This is a genomic window from Arthrobacter sp. A5 (assembly GCF_051131705.1).
GTDB lineage: Bacteria > Actinomycetota > Actinomycetes > Actinomycetales > Micrococcaceae > Arthrobacter_M.
In genome coordinates, this window is sequence record NZ_CP180316.1 from 3,304,098 (window position 1) to 3,318,842 (window position 14,745).

Consider the following 14,745-nt stretch of genomic DNA (forward strand, 5'->3'; position numbering starts at 1 on the left):
AAGGACGTGCATGGGCCAGCGAGCATCATTGGCGCTGCGGGACGCTGTAGTTCCGAAATCTCCATCCCCATTCAACCCGCGTCCGGTGCCGCCGGAATTCAGATCCGTGCGGCTACGCTGTTTTCCATGACACTTCCCGTATCCGACACCCTCGTTACCTACCCTGCCGGGCAAACCTCGGGAAAAGCCGTCGTGCTGCACACTCAGCTGCTTAATCCCAGTCAGTTGCACCATCACGGTCCGCTCCTCCAGCACAGGCAGGAGCACGACGACGGCAGGCTGGCAGTCCTGCTGGACACCACGCCGTGCCATCCGGTGGACGCCGGCTGGCCTGACCAGGGCCCGGACCGTGCGGTGATCCGCCTGGCCGGTGCCGGAGAAGCCGGTGCCGTAAAAGCCGGTGCCGTAAAAGCCGGTGCCGTAGATCAGCCAGGCCAATGGCCGGTGCTGGACTGCGTTGTGGCCGCGACGAACGGCCAGGACCTGTTCATCGGCGGCGATATCCCGGTCCGCAAGGGAACCGAAGGCTGGAATTTCGTGGTGGTCCACCTGCTGCCGGCTGGTGCGCGCCTGCCCGAGGGCGCCGCCGTCGAAGTTTACATTGATGCGGACCACCGCGCCGCCTTGAGCGCCGGACACAGCGCCTGCCACGCGGCGTCGCTGGCCTTGAACCGCGCGCTGGCACAGCGGTGGTCCAAGGAAACCCGTGCCGATGCCTTGGGCTGCCCGGACTTTGACGGCGCGGCCATTGCCTCCTCCAGCATCGAGGAATACGGGTCGGTGGACGTTTTCCGGCTGAACAAGTCCCTGCGGCGCAAAGGGTTCAACGCCGACGGTCTGGTCGCGGAGCTGGGCGCGCTCACCGGGTCCATCGACGAAACCCTGGCCGGCTGGGTCCGTGCCGGCGCGCCCGTGCAGATAGAGTGCGACGGCGGCGGCCTCACGGCCCGCCGGTGCTGGGTGTGCGCGTTGCCCGAGGGGGAGGCCCGCATCCCGTGCGGCGGCACGCACGTCGATTCGCTGGCGCGCCTCGGCCGGATCGCCGTAGACCTCACCGCCTTGGAGGACCAGGGAACCACGGTGCTGCGGATGGTCACCCGTACCGGTGCGCCGTGATGAGGCAAGCTCAGGGCGCCGATGACGGGGCGGAGCCGCGACAACGGTGCTGCGCAGCTCCGCTCTCGCGAGCGAGCCCCTTCGTCGCGAGCCAGCCCCGCTTTGACGGGCCAGCGAACGCCCGCTTTAGCGCGAATGCCCCGCTCTGAGACACGGCCTGGGACGAGTGGCTACTGATTCAACAGCTACTTGTTCAGCGCTTACTTGTTCAGGGGGGACATGTCCGCATACCTGTCTCCCGCGGCGGCCGGCAGATCGCTCAGCTCCGCAAGCTGCCCGGGTGTGAGCACCAGCGCATCGGCGCCCACGTTTTCCTCCAGGTAAGCGATCCGCTTGGTCCCGGGGATGGGCGCTATGTCATCCCCCTGGGCGAGCAGCCAGGCCAGAGCCACCTGCCCGGGCGCGGCCCCGGCTTCGGCGGCCACCGCATCCACCTGCTCCACGATGCGGATGTTGGCCTTCAGGTTGTCGCCCTCGAATCGCGGGTTCTGCCGGCGGAAATCGGAATCATCGAGCTCATCCACGGACCTGATCGTGCCGGTCAGAAAGCCGCGTCCCAGTGGGGAATACGGCACGAACCCGATCCCCAGCGCCCGGACGGTCGGCAGGATCTCCTTTTCCGGATCCCGTGACCAGAGCGAATACTCCGTCTGAACTGCCGTAACCGGGTGCACCGCGTGCGCCCGGCGGATCGTTTCCGGCGCTGCCTCGGATAAACCATAGTGACGGATCTTCCCCTCCTGGATCAGCTCCGCCAGGGCACCTACCGTATCCTCGATCGGAGTGCCGGGATCCATCCGGTGCTGATAGTACAGATCTATGTAGTCCGTCTTCAGGCGCTTGAGGGATCCCTCCACGGACAGCCGGATGTTTTCGGCGCTGCCGTCCAGCCCGCGGCTGCCATCACCGCGGTGCAGGAGGGTGCCGAATTTCGTGGCGATCACGACCTCGTCACGCCGTCCCGCGAACGCGTTGCCCAGCAACTCCTCGTTGAGATACGGTCCGTACATTTCGGCCGTGTCGAAAAACGTGACCCCCAGTTCCTGTGCGCGGTGGATGGTGCGGATGGCGCCGGCGTCGTCCGCACCGCTGCCGGTGTAGAAGGCCGACATCCCCATACAGCCCAGCCCCAACCTGGAAACTTCCAGACCCTGTGATCCCAATGAGATTTTCTTCATGGCTGATGCTTCCTCTTCGTCGATTGGTCCCCCCGTCAACGCTAGAGGCTGCACGGCCCGCGTCAAGGGTTCCGGCCACCGGTCCTGCTCAGGTCGCCTTTCCCGGAAAAGCGTGGCCCAGCATGTTCTTAATCTGCTCCTCGGTTGCGGCATCGGTTTGCACCGCTGCGATATTTGCCGCGCTGACCGCCTCGATGACCTCGGCGCGGGCAATAGTGATGCCGCGCGGGGCGTCAATACCTAGCCGGACGCTGTCTCCGCGCACGTCGAGGAGCGTGATGACGATGTCCTCCCCGATGAGAAGCTTTTCACCGAGCTTCCGTGTTAGTACCAGCACTGTTTGAGCCTACCTTGCCTTGAGGAAACGATATGTTGCCTGGCATGGGCCCTCCCCAGGGGCTGAAGCCGGCGGGGACGGGCCAGGCCAGGCAACGAGCCGTTACAGATCCGCGGCGGTGGCCGGACCGCTCTCGATCCAGCCCACCGGCAGTCCCAGTTCAAGGACCGTGCCAGGGGTCAGGGTTTCCGTGCTGCCCAGCACGGCCAGGGCATCTGCCTTCACGGCCCAGCCGACCCTGTCCACCCAGACCGCCGTGTCGGCCGGCTTGCGTGCGGCATCCACCGCCACCCAGACCTGATCCGCATCCACCTCGCTGAGGGCAGCGGACGGGACGTGGCCCCCCGGGCTGATCCCGAAAGCGATGATCACCGTCCGCCCGGCCGCCACGCCGGCTGCACGCGCAGCCGCCAGACCGATGCGCCCCGCAACATGTTCGGTCCCCATGGATTTGATCGCTCCGGCGGTTCTGATCTCCGCGTCCTTGAGCACCCGGCCCATAGATCGGGTGATTTCCATCGGATCCGCAGCCAGCCCGACAACCATGACCACCTTGCCGGATCCGGAAACGAGGGCGGGCGCGTCAGTAACCTCCGGGGCCCCGTCCGCCGGGGCTGCCGCCGTGAGGTCTTCCAGCAGCGCCGCGAAGCCGTTTGAAACGGTCGAAACGGTCGGGAACCGTGCCCCGTTCGCGGCGGCGTCCGCTGCGTCGGCCTCTTTCAGCAGCGCGCTTATACCGGTCCGTGCAGGCCGTGCGGCGGCTGCCGGCACGACGGCGCCGTCAACTTCCACCGTGACCTCAAAAAAGTGCCGCGCGAAGAACCCGCCAAGCCCGCCTTCGGAGACCTTTTCGGCCGCGATGATCCGGGCCGCGCTGCCATGGCTGTTAAACAGCTTCCATTCAATCCCCTCCATGGACTCGCCCCTAAGCTGAAATCTGCTCGACACCACGTACCACCCCTACCGTTTCAATGGCCACATTGGCCGCCGTCGCCTCTTGATATGAAAGTACCGGCAGGCCACCGGACTGCGCTGACACCAGCCGCCGGACGGCCGGACGCAGCGCGGGCGCACACACCAGCACCACGTCCCGGCCCAGTGCGCCGGCCGCGGCGACGGAAGACTTCAAAGATTCCAGCACCGCCTCAACGCGGCCGGCGTGCATCACAATCTGAGTACCCTGCTCCGAGGGCCGCACCGCCTCGAGCATGGATTGTTCCAGCAGCGGGTCGATCATGATGACGGAGAGCGTCTGGCCATCCAAGTAACGTGCCGCGAGCGCGGGTCCCAGCGCCTGCCGTGAGGCTTCGATCAGACCCTCCGGATCCGTGGCCACCTTGGCCCGCAGCGTGAGCGCCTCGTAGATGCGCGGCAGATCGTTGATCGGTACCTGCTCCGCCAACAGGCCCTGCAGCACACGCTGCACCTCGGCTAGGGACAGGGCCCCTGGGATGAGCTCCTCCACCGCGGAGGGATTGACCGCTCGGACCCCGTCCGTCAGCACTCGGACGTCTTCGCGGGAGAGCAAGCGGGGGGCGTTGTCCGTGACGATGGCGGACAAATGCGTGACCAGTACGGAGACGCGGTCTATGACGGTTGCCCCGGCCATCTCGGCGCTGTGCCGCAGCTCCGCCGGGATCCATTTGCCGGCCAGGCCGAACACCGGCTCCGCCGTGGTGACTCCCGGCAGCCCTTCCAGGTTCTCACCGAGCGCCAGCACCTTCCCCCCCGGCGCCGTCCCGCGCCCGGCCTCCACGCCGGCAATCCTGATCACGTAGCTGCCCGAGGGAAGCTCCACGCTGTCCCGGGTGCGCACCGGCGGGACCACCAGGCCCAGTTCCATGGCGATCTTGTGCCGCAGCGAACGCACCCTGGCCAACAGGTCGTCGGAGGCACCCGAGACCAGGTCCACCAGGTCCGGGGCCAGCAGGATCTCCACCGCGTGCACCCGCATCGCTTCGATCAGGTCCTCCGTCGTTTCGGGGCGCGGAGCAGCCGCCTCCTGCGCCGCCGCTGCAGCGCTGGCGGCCTTGTCAGCCCGGTCCTTGGTTTTGATCCGCTGCGAGGCGATCAGGAGTCCGATCCCCACCAGCATAAAGGGAATGACCGGCATGCCCGGGATCAGGCCCATGGCGATGGCGGCCAGGCCGGCAATCTGCAGGGCCGTCCGGGACTGCCCCAGCTGCGCCGACGCTGTGGTGCCCATGTCCGATTCGGCGTTGGAGCGGGTCACTATCATACCGGTGGAAACGGCCATCAGCAGGGCGGGAATCTGGGTGACCAGCCCGTCGCCGATGGTGAGCAAGGCATAGGTGTTGAGCGCGTCCGTGATGGACATGCCACGCTGGGCCATGCCGATGGCGATCCCGCCGACAAGGTTAATGACGATGATGATGATGCCGGCGATCGCATCACCCTTAACGAACTTCGACGCGCCGTCCATCGCACCGTAGAAGTCGGCTTCCGCGGACACCTCCGCCCGCCGTTCACGCGCCTGCACATCGGTGATCAGCCCGGCGTTGAGATCTGCGTCAATGGCCATCTGCTTGCCCGGCATGGCATCAAGGGTGAAGCGCGCCCCCACCTCGGCAACCCGCTCGGCGCCCTTGGTCACCACCACAAACTGGATGACCACCAGCAGCATAAAGATCACCGAGCCGATGATCAGCGAGCCGCCCACCGTGACCTTGCCGAAGGCGTTGATGACGGCCCCGGCGTGCGCCTGTCCGAGCACCAGCCGGGTGGAGGAGACGTTGAGTCCCAGCCGGAACAGCGTCGCCACCAGCAGCAGGGACGGGAAGACCGAGAAGTCGAGCGGCTTTTTCACGAACATGGTGGTCAGCAGCGTCACCAGCGCCAGCAGAATGTTGATGATGATCAGCACATCCAGCAGCGGCGCCGGGATCGGCACGATCAGCAGCATTATGACGCCCACCACGCCCACGGGCACGGCGAGCTTAGAGAAGTTGCGGTTCACTCTAGGTTCCTTCGGATATCAACGGAAGCGCGGTCATGGTCTGGGGCCGGCTGGGCCGGCCCCGGGATTTCAGCGCCAGCACAAAGGCCAGCACCCGGGCCACGGCGTCGTAAAGCTCAAGAGGAATCTCATGACCTAGCGCGCAGCCTGCATGCAGGGCACGTGCCAGCGCAACGTCACGGATCATCGGCACGCCCTTGGATTCGGCCTCCCGGCGGATCCGCGCCGCCATGTGTCCGGCCCCTTTGGCCACCACCCGCGGCGCCGATTTCCCTGGCTCGTACTTGACCGCGACCGCGAGATGCGTCGGATTCAGCAGGACGACGTCGGCGCTTGAGATGGCGGTGATCATGCGGTTCCGGCTCATGGACAGTTGCCGAGACCGGCGCTGGGACTTGATCAGCGGGTCGCCGTCGGTGTTTTTGTTCTCGTCCTTGACCTCCCGCTTGGTCATCCGCGTCTTCTTCCGGTTCCGCCGCATGACGACAAAAACGTCCGCGGCGGCCAGCACCAGACCGGCTGCCACCGCGAACTCCAGCATCGAGGCAACGCCGCCGCCCGCCGCGGACAGCAGCGCGCTGACCGGCAGTCCCCCGGCATTGAGGAGTACGGGCATGAGGCCCTGAACCACGGCATAAAGAACCAGGCCGACGACGGCGGTCTTCAGCAGCGCTTTGAGACCCTGCCACAGCGCCTGCGTGCCGAGGACCCGCTTGAGTCCCTTCAACAGGTCAAAGTGATCGAATTTGACCTCAAATTTCTTGAAGTGGATGCCACCCTGCAGGGCCGCCCCGGCCAGTACGGCCAGGGCCACCACCACCAGCAATGGCGTCAGGGTGGCGGCCAGCGACGCGCACCCGGCGCCGAGGGCAGCGAGGGCCCGGCCGGGATCGGGGTTGGACGCGACGACACGGATGCTGAACAGCTGATCCGCCGCGGCGTCGCCGGCCCGTGCGATGGTGATCGGCAGCATGATGGCGGCGGCGCCCACACCCAGCCACGCGGTGACGTCCTGGGACCGGGACAACTGGCCCTTGGAACGGACCTCCTTCATCCGCTTCTGTGTGGCGTCTTCGGTGCGTTCCTGTGAATCCGACATCTAGCCGCCCCCTGACAACTGGCTGAACGCCTGGCCGGCCAGCGCCGCAACAATCCGGGGCAGGGCGGCGTACACCGCACCGGCCAGGGCCAGCGTGAGGAAAATCTTCAACGGAAAGCCCAGCGCGAACGCGTTCAGCGCCGGTGCCACCCGGGTCAGCAGTCCAAGCCCGACGTCGGCCAGGAACAGCACCACCAACAGCGGTCCGGCGATCTGGACGGCGGCCAGGAACATCAGTCCGGTGGCCGCGGTCATGGCTTGAACCGGGTGCGTCAGGTCGATCCCGCCGCCCAACGGCAGCGCGGTGAAACTGCGGACCATTCCGCCGATCACCAGCTGGTAGCCGTCCGAGGCGAAGAGCAGAGCGAGGGTGGTCATCTGGAACAGCCGGGTGAACTGGGCCCCGTTGAGCATCGCCTGCGGGTCGAAGGCCTGGGCCATCTGGAACCCGCCGAACATGTCCACCAGGCTGCCGGCCGACTGGACCGCAGAAAAGATCAGCAGCACCAAAAAGCCCAGGGACGCACCCACTACCACCTCCAGCACCAGGCCGGTGATGAAGCCGGCGGTATCGACGGATTTGTAGGCCGGCGCCACCTTCGGCGACACGGCCAAGGCCAGCCCCAGCCCCAGCATGGCCTTGATCCGCAGCGGGAATCCGTTGTAGGAAAAGGGCGGGGCCACCACAAAGAACGCCACCATCCGCACGCTGGCAAGCATCAACGCCTCCAGCCAGGCGGGGTTCAGCGTGAGCGCCACCTCAGCCGCCGCCATTGAGCAGGGCGGGGATCTTGGCGAACATTTCATGCGTGAACGTGACCATCTCGGTGATCATCCAGTGCCCGGCGATCAACAGCACCACGGCCACAGCGATGGCTTTAGGCACGAAGGAGAGCGTGACCTCCTGGATCTGCGTGATCGACTGCAGCAGCGAGATGAGCAGGCCGACGGCGAGCGCGGTCAGCAGGACCGGGGCGGCCAGCTTCGCCGCCGTCAGCAGCGCCTGTGTTCCGATGTCCAGAACGGCGTTGGTATCCATCAGCCGCCCCGGTAACTCTGGATCAGCGCCGTAATGACCATGCCCCAGCCGTCCACCAGAACAAACAGCAGGATCTTGAAGGGCAGCGAAACCATCACCGGCGGAAGCATCATCATGCCCATCGACATCAGGGCCGAGGAGACCACAATGTCGATAATCAGGAACGGGATGAAAATGACGAAACCGATGATGAAGGCGGCCCGGAGCTCGGAAATCATGAACGACGGAATGAGCGTGGTCATCGGCACGTCGGCAGCACTGGCAGGATTATCCATCCCCGCGGCCCGCGTCATCAGGGCAATGTCCTCCTGCCGGGTGTGCGCAAGCATGAAGGTCTGCAGCGGTTTCGATGCCGCCTCAACCGCCGCACCGAAATCGAGGTGCCCGCCCAGATAGGGCTGCACGGCCAGGTTATTCACGTCCGTTAGGACCGGCATCATGATGAAGAAGGACAGGAAGAGCGCCAGGCCGGCCAGCACCTGGTTCGGCGGAATATTGGGCAGGGCCAGGGCATTGCGCGTCATCGCCAGCACCACAAAGATCTTGGTGAACGAGGTCATCATCAGCAGCAGTGCCGGCGCAACGGAGAGCAGCGTGATACCAATCAGCGTTACGACGGCGCTGGACGGAGTGCCGTCGGGACCGTTGATTTTGACCGTTACGCCGCCGTCGGACGACGGCGGATTGGCCGGATTCGTCGGATCAGCCGGCGCCGTTGGGTCCGCCGGCACGGTGGGATCCGCCGGGTCAAAGGGAACAGGAGCCAGCGGGACCTGCGCCGTCGGGGCGTAGACAAAGGGGACAGGAGCCAGCGGGACCTGAGCCGCTGGCAGGGGGTGCGCGGGAACGGCATCCAGCGGTGCAGCGTGCGCACCGGCGGTGCCGAGGAAAAGGAGCGCCGTGACAGCCAGTAGCGCGAGCACCAGCCATGAAACGGGCCTGCCCGCCCGGCGCGCCCGGACGGCGGCTTTCAACCGGCCAGCCCTTTCCGGGCCGCCGCGGCCGCCTGCCGCCATGTGGAGGCGGACAGTATGGATCCGCCCAGGGACCCGCCCATGGATCCCTGGTTGGGGGCTTCGCCCTGCAGGGGTGCCCGAATGGGTCCCCGCCAGGATCCGTTAAGTGCCGATTTGCGTTCGCGCCGGCTCAACGGCGCCCTTGCGGGACCGGCGGCCCCGAACCCCTCCGACTGTGCCTGTGCCTGTGCCTGTGCCTGTGCCTGTGCCTGATGCAGCGTACCGGCAAACGCTTCGGCGGCGGCTTCTTCAACCGGCAGCTCGGATAAGTGCAGGACGTTGACCGAGTGCTCGGTCACGCCGAGCACGAACCGCTGTCCCCCGGTTTCCACCACCACCACGGACGCTTTCTGGCCAAGACCCCGCCTCGCGACCACCTTCAGCGGATCCAGGGCGCCGCGCACACCGGCGCCGCGGCTGAGCCGCCGCTGCACCAGCCAGAGCACGGCTATCACCGCCCCGAGGGAGAGCACCACCCGCAGGGCGAGGATCAACGTGTCCATCTAACCGACCGCTTCGGCGACGTCGAGAATCTTGGTGATGCGGATGGCGTAGTCCTGATCGACGACGACGACCTCGCCCTTGGCGATCAGCCGCCCGTTAAGCAGCACGTCGGCAGGAGCGCCGGCAGAGCGGTCGAGCTCGATCACGCGGCCCGGTTCCAGCCCGAGCACGTCGCGCACGGACATGCGGGTTCGCCCGATCTCGACGGTGAGGGTCATTTCGACGTTGTTGATCCGGCCCAGTTTGCCAATCATCGATTCATCGGAGGCCCGGGCACCAGCACCGTTCGGGGCGTGTTCCCGGATCCGGATGGCGAACCAGCCCGCCGTCTCCGCCGCGCCGGTCAGTTCGAAGATTACGGTTTCGGGATCCGAGAACAGCGCGGCACCGTCCTCGGTCCGGGATTGGCCCAGCACGCCCGCACCGAGCACCGAGATGGCACGCTCGAAGGAAGGGCGGAGCACATCCGCCAGCGAAACCAGGGACGAGTCCGTCCCGCCGGCACCGGCCAGCGGGGCAGCGTCCGTCAGCACCAGCGCAATATCCGCGGACAGTGCACCCACAAAGGAGGCCATGACGGTGCCGGTTACCGATACCCGCGCGGGCAGGCCGCCCGGATGCACGGCCGCACGCAGCGCGGTCACGGTCGGCAGCAGGTCGGTCAGTGCAGCGGCAGCGGCGGTGTGCAGGGTCTGATTCGCGCTCATCGCGGGTTCTCCTCGGTAGTAACGATGATGCCGGCCAATCGGGATCCCTTGGAGCCCAGCGCCGCGGCGGCCAGCGGCTGGCCATCCACGGCGACGTCGACCGGGCGGTCCTTCGGGTGCGGCAGGGGAAGGACGTCTCCCACGGCAAGGTTCAAAATGGTGCCAGGCCGGATGGTGGTGGGGGTCAGCCGCAGGGAGACATCCACCGGAATGTGTACCAGCTGCGCCAGGATGCGTTCCCGGCAATGCACGGCCGTATCCAGGGGATTGGCTGCGCCCAGGTGCGGGAGCAGTATTTCGGCGGGTATGGCCACCGTGGCGGGGGCGCTGACTCCGCCCACCGTGATCGTAAAGAAGGACACAATCATCAGATCCGAGGGAGCCGCTGCCTGGGCGAACTGGGAGTTGTACTGGATACCGGCGATCTTAATAGGCACGGTCAGCAGCGAATCCAGCGAGTAGCGCAGATTCTCCAGTGCGTCGTCCATCAAATGCAGGACCAGGGACTGCTCGATCTGGGTGAATTTCCGGTTTGGCAACGGCTGGCTCCCGTTGCCGCCCAGCATATGGACCACTAGTCCGAGACCGGCCGCCGTCGGAAACTGAATCACCGCCTGGGAGGTGTTGCCTTCGAGCGCGCACAGCACCATCGGCGTCGTGGACGGCAACGCCGCCGAGTACTCGTCATAGGTCTGCATGAGGACTTGACCGGAAACAATCCGCGACTTCACCCGGACCCTGGCGGTCAGGTGCGTGCCCCACTGCCGGGCGAAGGTCTCCATGGCGAGTTCCAGGACGCGGCTGTGTTCACGTGCCAGCGTCGTGGGACGTCCGAAATCGAAAACGTCGATGCCTAAGGTCTGCCTGCCGGCCGTCCCTTCGGGCGTTCCTTCTCGCACTACTCTCACGTCAGCCACTATCGGCCGGTCTGTTCGCGCCGTTAGCAGTTACCCGCGGCTTTCTTAGCCGCCGCCGTCGAACCTCTTCTGCCGGCAGCCGGCGCTCACTGTCCGCCGGCCTTGAGGACCTGAGGAATCAGCGAGCGCACGCTCTCGGGCTGGTCCGAAAGCACCACGATATCCACCCGGCGGTTCTTGGCCAGATCGTCGGCGCTGTTCGTCGCCCCCACCGGCCGGGCCGCCCCAAAGCTGACGGCGGCCATCCGGGTCTGGGATATACCATCCGCCTCGATCAGATGCCGGACGACGTTGGTGGCCCGGGCTGCGGAGATTTCCCAGTACTGCGGATTGGGAATCGACTCCGGCACCAGCGCTGCGTTTCCCTCCACCGAGACATCCAACGACACCTCTGCCAGGACCGGGGCAATCGCATCCAAGACGGCGGTCGTAGGTCTGGTCAGTCGGGCATCATCGGGCATAAAGAATGTCTCCGAACTCACCAGTCGGACGGTGAGGCCGCGCTCATCGATTTTGAACTTCACGGCAGCAGTCATGCCAATGGCCGCAAGGTTGGCCTCCATCTTGTCCCGCAGGGCTGTCAGCCGCGCGACTTCCTTCTGGGCCAATTCCTTCTGGACGGATTCCGGTGGGGCCACGTTCGTTTGGATCACCGCCGGATCGGCAAAGCCTTCGGCTTCCGAATTGATCTTGTCCGGCGGGACCACGACGCCGGTGGCGGTGTCAACCTTGGTGGTCTGTTCGACGCCGAAGCCGGTGGCGAGCGAATTCTTCAGCCTCTCGAATTTGTTGGAATCCACCGTGGACATGGCGTACAGGACGATGAACATGCACATCAGGACGGTGACCATATCCATATAGGAAGCCATCCACCGTTCGTCGGCGTGCTGTACCGCCGGCTTCCCGAAGTTCCGCCGGCGCGGACGTGCGCTCACGCCGCTTCCTTTTCCTTGCTCTTGGGACTCTTAGGTCCGCTGGCGCCCTTCAATGCGGAGCCGGTCTTCAGATCATGGTCGGGGACCATGGCCCGCAGCCGTTCGCGCAGCAGCAGCGGCTGACTGCCGGCCTGGACGGCAAGGACACCTTCCATCAGCAGCACCATCCGCTCCACCTCCAGCTCCGAAATCCGGGCCATTCTGCTGCCGATCGGCAGCCAGATGAAGTTGGCCGACAGCAGCCCCCACAACGTGGCGACGAACGCGCTGGCGATCATCGGTCCCAGCTTGTCCGGGCTGCTGAGATTCTCCAGCACGTGGGTCAGCGAAACGACCGTACCGATGATGCCGACGGTCGGGGCATACCCGCCGAGACTGTTGAAGAACTTGGCGGCGCCATGATCGGTCTTGATTTTCGTACCGACCTCGTCTTCGAGCATCATCCGCAGTTCATCGCCATCCGTGCCGTCGGCGATGTTTTGCAGGGCGCCGCGCAGGAAGGGATCGCTGACCTTGGCGGCCTCCTGTTCCAGGGCGAGCAGGCCTTCGCTTCTGGCCGTCTCCGCCAGCTTGACCACCTGGTCAATGCTTTCCGTCGGCGGCGTGGTCTTGCCCTTGATGGCACGGGGCAGCGCCTTCGCGGCCTGCATGACGTCCTTGAAGGTGGAGCCGGCAAGCCCGACGGCGAGGGTCCCGCCAAAGACCAGGATCATCGGCGGAGGCAGGAGCAGGGACTGAATATGGGCGCCCTCGAGGGTGACCATGCCGAACAGGGCGCCAAAGGCGAGGGCCAGGCCAATAAGTGTTGACGGGTCCATGGAGTTACCTTGCTGGTGGTAGCGGGACGGTATTGCCGGGCCGCTCGCTGCCGGGATCGGAGGGCGGAACAATCGTTAGGGTGCGGCCGCCGTGCTGCGCCACCGCTGCGGTGGCATGGCGCGCCAGACTGATGACATAGGCACGGTACCGAGCGATCAGTTCGATGACTTCGGCCAGGGATTCGGTGACAATATATTTTGCACCGTCCGCCATCACCAAAGTGGTGTCCGGGTTGGCATGGATACGCTCGATGAGGTCAGGGTTGATCGCAAACTCGCGGTTATCCAGCCGGGTCACTACGATCATCGGTTCATCCTTGCCTCGTCAGACCCTACGGGGCCGTCGCAAGCTACTGTCGGCAGTCTCCGGCGTTTTGTTAGCTGCCGGGAACGGCCAATTCAGCGTCAGCGCTTCAGATTTGTCAGTTCCTGGAGTACTTCATCGGAGGTGGTGATGATGCGGGCATTGGCCTGGAACCCGCGCTGGGCCACAATCAGGTTGGTGAACTCCTGGGAGAGATCCACGTTCGACATCTCCAACGCGCCGCTGGTGAGCGTGCCGATACCGGCCGACCCGGCCGTGCCCACCGTCGCCGCACCGGAGTTGGAACTGACCTTGTAGGAGGAATTTCCGGCTTTTTCCAGGCCTCCGGGGTTGGTGAAGGTGGCCAGGGCGATCCTGCCGACGGGTTCCGTCACGCCGTTACTGAAGGAACCGACGATGGTCCCGTCCTTGCTCACCGAAAAGGTCTCCAGCGTGCCCGCGGCCCCGCCGTCGTCGGCCTTGGCGCTGATAGTGCTCAGCCCGGCAAACCCGGTGACGGTGGAAAGGTCCACCGGAATGCCGCCGACGCTCACGCTGGCCCCGCTACCGGCAGCCTGCTTACCGTTGGTGAAGGTCAGCGTCGCGGAGGAGCCGTTGTCCCCGGCGGCCGTCCACCCGGCCGCGGTCCTGGTGAAGGACACGGCTGCGCTCGTGACTTTTCCGGATGCGTCGTAGACCTTAATGTCGCGGACCAGTGCAGCGGCCCCCGGGGCCGTCTCCGGCGGCAGATTTCCGCTCGCCGTGGCTCTGGAGGTCGCCACCGCGGGCGCCAGCGTCTGCCCGGAGAGCACAATGTCCCCCACCTGGCCACCGGTGGGAATTGTCCCGTCCGCCGCCGCCGTCCAGCCCTGCAGAATGCCGCCGTCGGCCGTTACCAGCCGGCCCTGCGCATCCGGGTTCAGCGCACCGGAACGCGTGTACAGCGTGTCCGCGCCCTGTTGGGTGACGAAGAAGCCGTCGCCGGAGATCATCATGTCCGTGGACTTGCCCGTGGACTGGGAGGACCCCTGCGCAAAGTTGGTGGAAATCCCGGCCACCTGCACTCCGAGACCCACCTGCGCGGCGTTGGTGCCGCCGTCGGCCGGCTGCGGCGCCGAAGCACTCTTGGTGAGCTGGGAGAGCGTGTCCTGGAATTGCACCGAGGACGATTTGAAGCCCTGGGTGTTGACATTGGCGATGTTATTGCCGGTTACATCCAGCATGGTCTGGTGGGCGCGGAGCCCGGAGATACCGGAGTACAGGGAACGAAGCACGGTGTTTTCCTTTCGGGAGGGACAAGCAGGCGCGAAGCATGGTGGAACTGCGGTGTTGCTGGAAAGCCGTTGGCTCTTTGTCAGCTTTTCGTGCTGACGCCGGAGACCGCGTCGAGGGGCATCGTCTTGCCGTCCACGGTGATCTGCGGAACCGGTCCCGCGTAGGAAACCGAGCTGGCAAGACCGGTCAGCGTGTCCCCGTCTTTGCCCGTGTAGGTGATCTGCTGACCCACCAACGCGGCGGACGCCATCCGCATCTGGAGCGAAAAGTTTTCCGTGCCGGTGGTTTCCATCGCGGTGAGTTTTTCCATCATGGCCAGTTGAGTGGTCTGGCCGATCATCTGATTGGTGTCCATCGGCGAGCTCGGATCCTGGTTCTGCAGCTGGGTCACCAGCAACGACATGAACATGGAGCCGTCCATCACCTGTTTCGGGGCCGTCGTCGGAGCGCTGGCGTAGAGGCTACTGCCGCTGCTGGCTGTGGTTGCGGTTACCGGGTCAATGGCCACGGGTGCTGCTCCTTC

The 14,745-nt window shown here is 65.6% G+C and carries 17 protein-coding genes; 1 reads left to right on the forward strand and 16 read right to left on the reverse strand.

The window, feature by feature from the left end:
- Window positions 1–126: 126 nt before the first annotated feature.
- The gene (locus ACLLJI_RS15535) at window positions 127–1,116 is read left to right on the forward strand and encodes a metal-dependent hydrolase (protein WP_434614026.1); all 990 of its coding nucleotides are present in this window, start codon (window positions 127–129) and stop codon (window positions 1,114–1,116) included.
- 200 nt (window positions 1,117–1,316) lie between these two features.
- On the opposite strand, the gene ACLLJI_RS15540 is transcribed toward ACLLJI_RS15535, so the two are convergent.
- The 16 genes from ACLLJI_RS15540 to ACLLJI_RS15615 all read right to left on the reverse strand — a co-directional run bounded on the left by ACLLJI_RS15540 (window position 1,317) and on the right by ACLLJI_RS15615 (window position 14,730).
- On the reverse strand, window positions 1,317–2,294 hold the full coding sequence (locus ACLLJI_RS15540) for an aldo/keto reductase (RefSeq protein WP_434614029.1): 978 nt from the start codon (window positions 2,292–2,294) through the stop codon (window positions 1,317–1,319).
- An 88-nt stretch (window positions 2,295–2,382) separates the two neighbouring features.
- Window positions 2,383–2,631, reverse strand: coding sequence for a carbon storage regulator CsrA (csrA, locus tag ACLLJI_RS15545; RefSeq protein ID WP_283559867.1), 249 nt, complete (start codon window positions 2,629–2,631; stop codon window positions 2,383–2,385).
- A 102-nt stretch (window positions 2,632–2,733) separates the two neighbouring features.
- Window positions 2,734–3,546, reverse strand: coding sequence for a hypothetical protein (locus ACLLJI_RS15550; protein WP_434614032.1), 813 nt, complete (start codon window positions 3,544–3,546; stop codon window positions 2,734–2,736).
- Between the two features lie 10 nt (window positions 3,547–3,556).
- On the reverse strand, window positions 3,557–5,554 hold the full coding sequence (locus ACLLJI_RS15555; protein ID WP_434621590.1) for a flagellar biosynthesis protein FlhA: 1,998 nt from the start codon (window positions 5,552–5,554) through the stop codon (window positions 3,557–3,559).
- Between the two features lie 55 nt (window positions 5,555–5,609).
- Complete coding sequence (locus ACLLJI_RS15560) at window positions 5,610–6,707, reverse strand: EscU/YscU/HrcU family type III secretion system export apparatus switch protein (RefSeq protein WP_434614035.1); 1,098 nt, start codon at window positions 6,705–6,707, stop codon at window positions 5,610–5,612.
- Complete coding sequence (locus ACLLJI_RS15565; RefSeq protein ID WP_434621593.1) at window positions 6,708–7,466, reverse strand: flagellar biosynthetic protein FliR; 759 nt, start codon at window positions 7,464–7,466, stop codon at window positions 6,708–6,710.
- A 1-nt stretch (window position 7,467) separates the two neighbouring features.
- Entirely contained in the window at window positions 7,468–7,746 is a 279-nt protein-coding gene (gene fliQ / locus ACLLJI_RS15570; protein WP_283559862.1) for a flagellar biosynthesis protein FliQ, read from the reverse strand.
- Window positions 7,746–8,720 (reverse strand): flagellar type III secretion system pore protein FliP, encoded by a 975-nt coding sequence (fliP, locus tag ACLLJI_RS15575; RefSeq protein WP_283559861.1) that lies wholly within the window; start codon window positions 8,718–8,720, stop codon window positions 7,746–7,748. The genes fliQ and fliP overlap by 1 nt, the downstream gene beginning before the upstream one ends.
- On the reverse strand, window positions 8,717–9,265 hold the full coding sequence (gene fliO, locus ACLLJI_RS15580) for a flagellar biosynthetic protein FliO (protein WP_434614039.1): 549 nt from the start codon (window positions 9,263–9,265) through the stop codon (window positions 8,717–8,719). The genes fliP and fliO overlap by 4 nt, the downstream gene beginning before the upstream one ends.
- Complete coding sequence (gene fliN / locus ACLLJI_RS15585) at window positions 9,266–9,973, reverse strand: flagellar motor switch protein FliN (protein WP_434614042.1); 708 nt, start codon at window positions 9,971–9,973, stop codon at window positions 9,266–9,268.
- Window positions 9,970–10,872: a flagellar motor switch protein FliM gene (locus ACLLJI_RS15590; RefSeq protein ID WP_434614045.1), complete on the reverse strand. Its 903-nt coding sequence runs from the start codon at window positions 10,870–10,872 to the stop codon at window positions 9,970–9,972. The genes fliN and ACLLJI_RS15590 overlap by 4 nt, the downstream gene beginning before the upstream one ends.
- A 104-nt stretch (window positions 10,873–10,976) precedes the next feature.
- A complete protein-coding gene (locus tag ACLLJI_RS15595; RefSeq protein WP_283559857.1) occupies window positions 10,977–11,825 on the reverse strand; it encodes an OmpA/MotB family protein in 849 nt (282 codons plus the stop codon).
- Window positions 11,822–12,643, reverse strand: a complete 822-nt coding sequence (locus ACLLJI_RS15600) for a motility protein A (protein WP_434614048.1) — start codon at window positions 12,641–12,643, stop codon at window positions 11,822–11,824. Before ACLLJI_RS15600 ends, ACLLJI_RS15595 begins: the two co-directional genes overlap by 4 nt.
- 4 nt (window positions 12,644–12,647) lie before the next feature.
- Window positions 12,648–12,950, reverse strand: a complete 303-nt coding sequence (locus ACLLJI_RS15605; protein WP_434614051.1) for a flagellar FlbD family protein — start codon at window positions 12,948–12,950, stop codon at window positions 12,648–12,650.
- A 98-nt stretch (window positions 12,951–13,048) separates the two neighbouring features.
- Complete coding sequence (locus ACLLJI_RS15610; RefSeq protein ID WP_434614054.1) at window positions 13,049–14,221, reverse strand: flagellar hook protein FlgE; 1,173 nt, start codon at window positions 14,219–14,221, stop codon at window positions 13,049–13,051.
- An 80-nt stretch (window positions 14,222–14,301) separates the two neighbouring features.
- Window positions 14,302–14,730 carry a flagellar hook assembly protein FlgD gene (locus ACLLJI_RS15615; protein WP_434614057.1) on the reverse strand — a complete coding sequence of 143 codons (429 nt, stop codon included), beginning with the start codon at window positions 14,728–14,730 and terminating at the stop codon, window positions 14,302–14,304.
- Window positions 14,731–14,745 lie beyond the last annotated feature (15 nt).

Bases quoted from the DNA above. Each gene is read 5' to 3' on its own strand.
- ACLLJI_RS15535 (WP_434614026.1), top strand. From the start codon at position 127: ATGACACTTCCCGTATCCGACACCCTCGTTACCTACCCTGCCGGGCAA.
- ACLLJI_RS15600 (WP_434614048.1), bottom strand. From the start codon at position 12,643: ATGGACCCGTCAACACTTATTGGCCTGGCCCTCGCCTTTGGCGCCCTG.
- ACLLJI_RS15540 (WP_434614029.1), bottom strand. From the start codon at position 2,294: ATGAAGAAAATCTCATTGGGATCACAGGGTCTGGAAGTTTCCAGGTTG.
- ACLLJI_RS15560 (WP_434614035.1), bottom strand. From the start codon at position 6,707: ATGTCGGATTCACAGGAACGCACCGAAGACGCCACACAGAAGCGGATG.
- ACLLJI_RS15605 (WP_434614051.1), bottom strand. From the start codon at position 12,950: ATGATCGTAGTGACCCGGCTGGATAACCGCGAGTTTGCGATCAACCCT.
- ACLLJI_RS15550 (WP_434614032.1), bottom strand. From the start codon at position 3,546: ATGGAGGGGATTGAATGGAAGCTGTTTAACAGCCATGGCAGCGCGGCC.
- ACLLJI_RS15555 (WP_434621590.1), bottom strand. From the start codon at position 5,554: ATGCTGCTGATCGTGCCGATCCCGGCGCCGCTGCTGGATGTGCTGATC.
- fliQ (WP_283559862.1), bottom strand. From the start codon at position 7,746: ATGGATACCAACGCCGTTCTGGACATCGGAACACAGGCGCTGCTGACG.
- fliN (WP_434614042.1), bottom strand. From the start codon at position 9,973: ATGAGCGCGAATCAGACCCTGCACACCGCCGCTGCCGCTGCACTGACC.
- fliO (WP_434614039.1), bottom strand. From the start codon at position 9,265: ATGGACACGTTGATCCTCGCCCTGCGGGTGGTGCTCTCCCTCGGGGCG.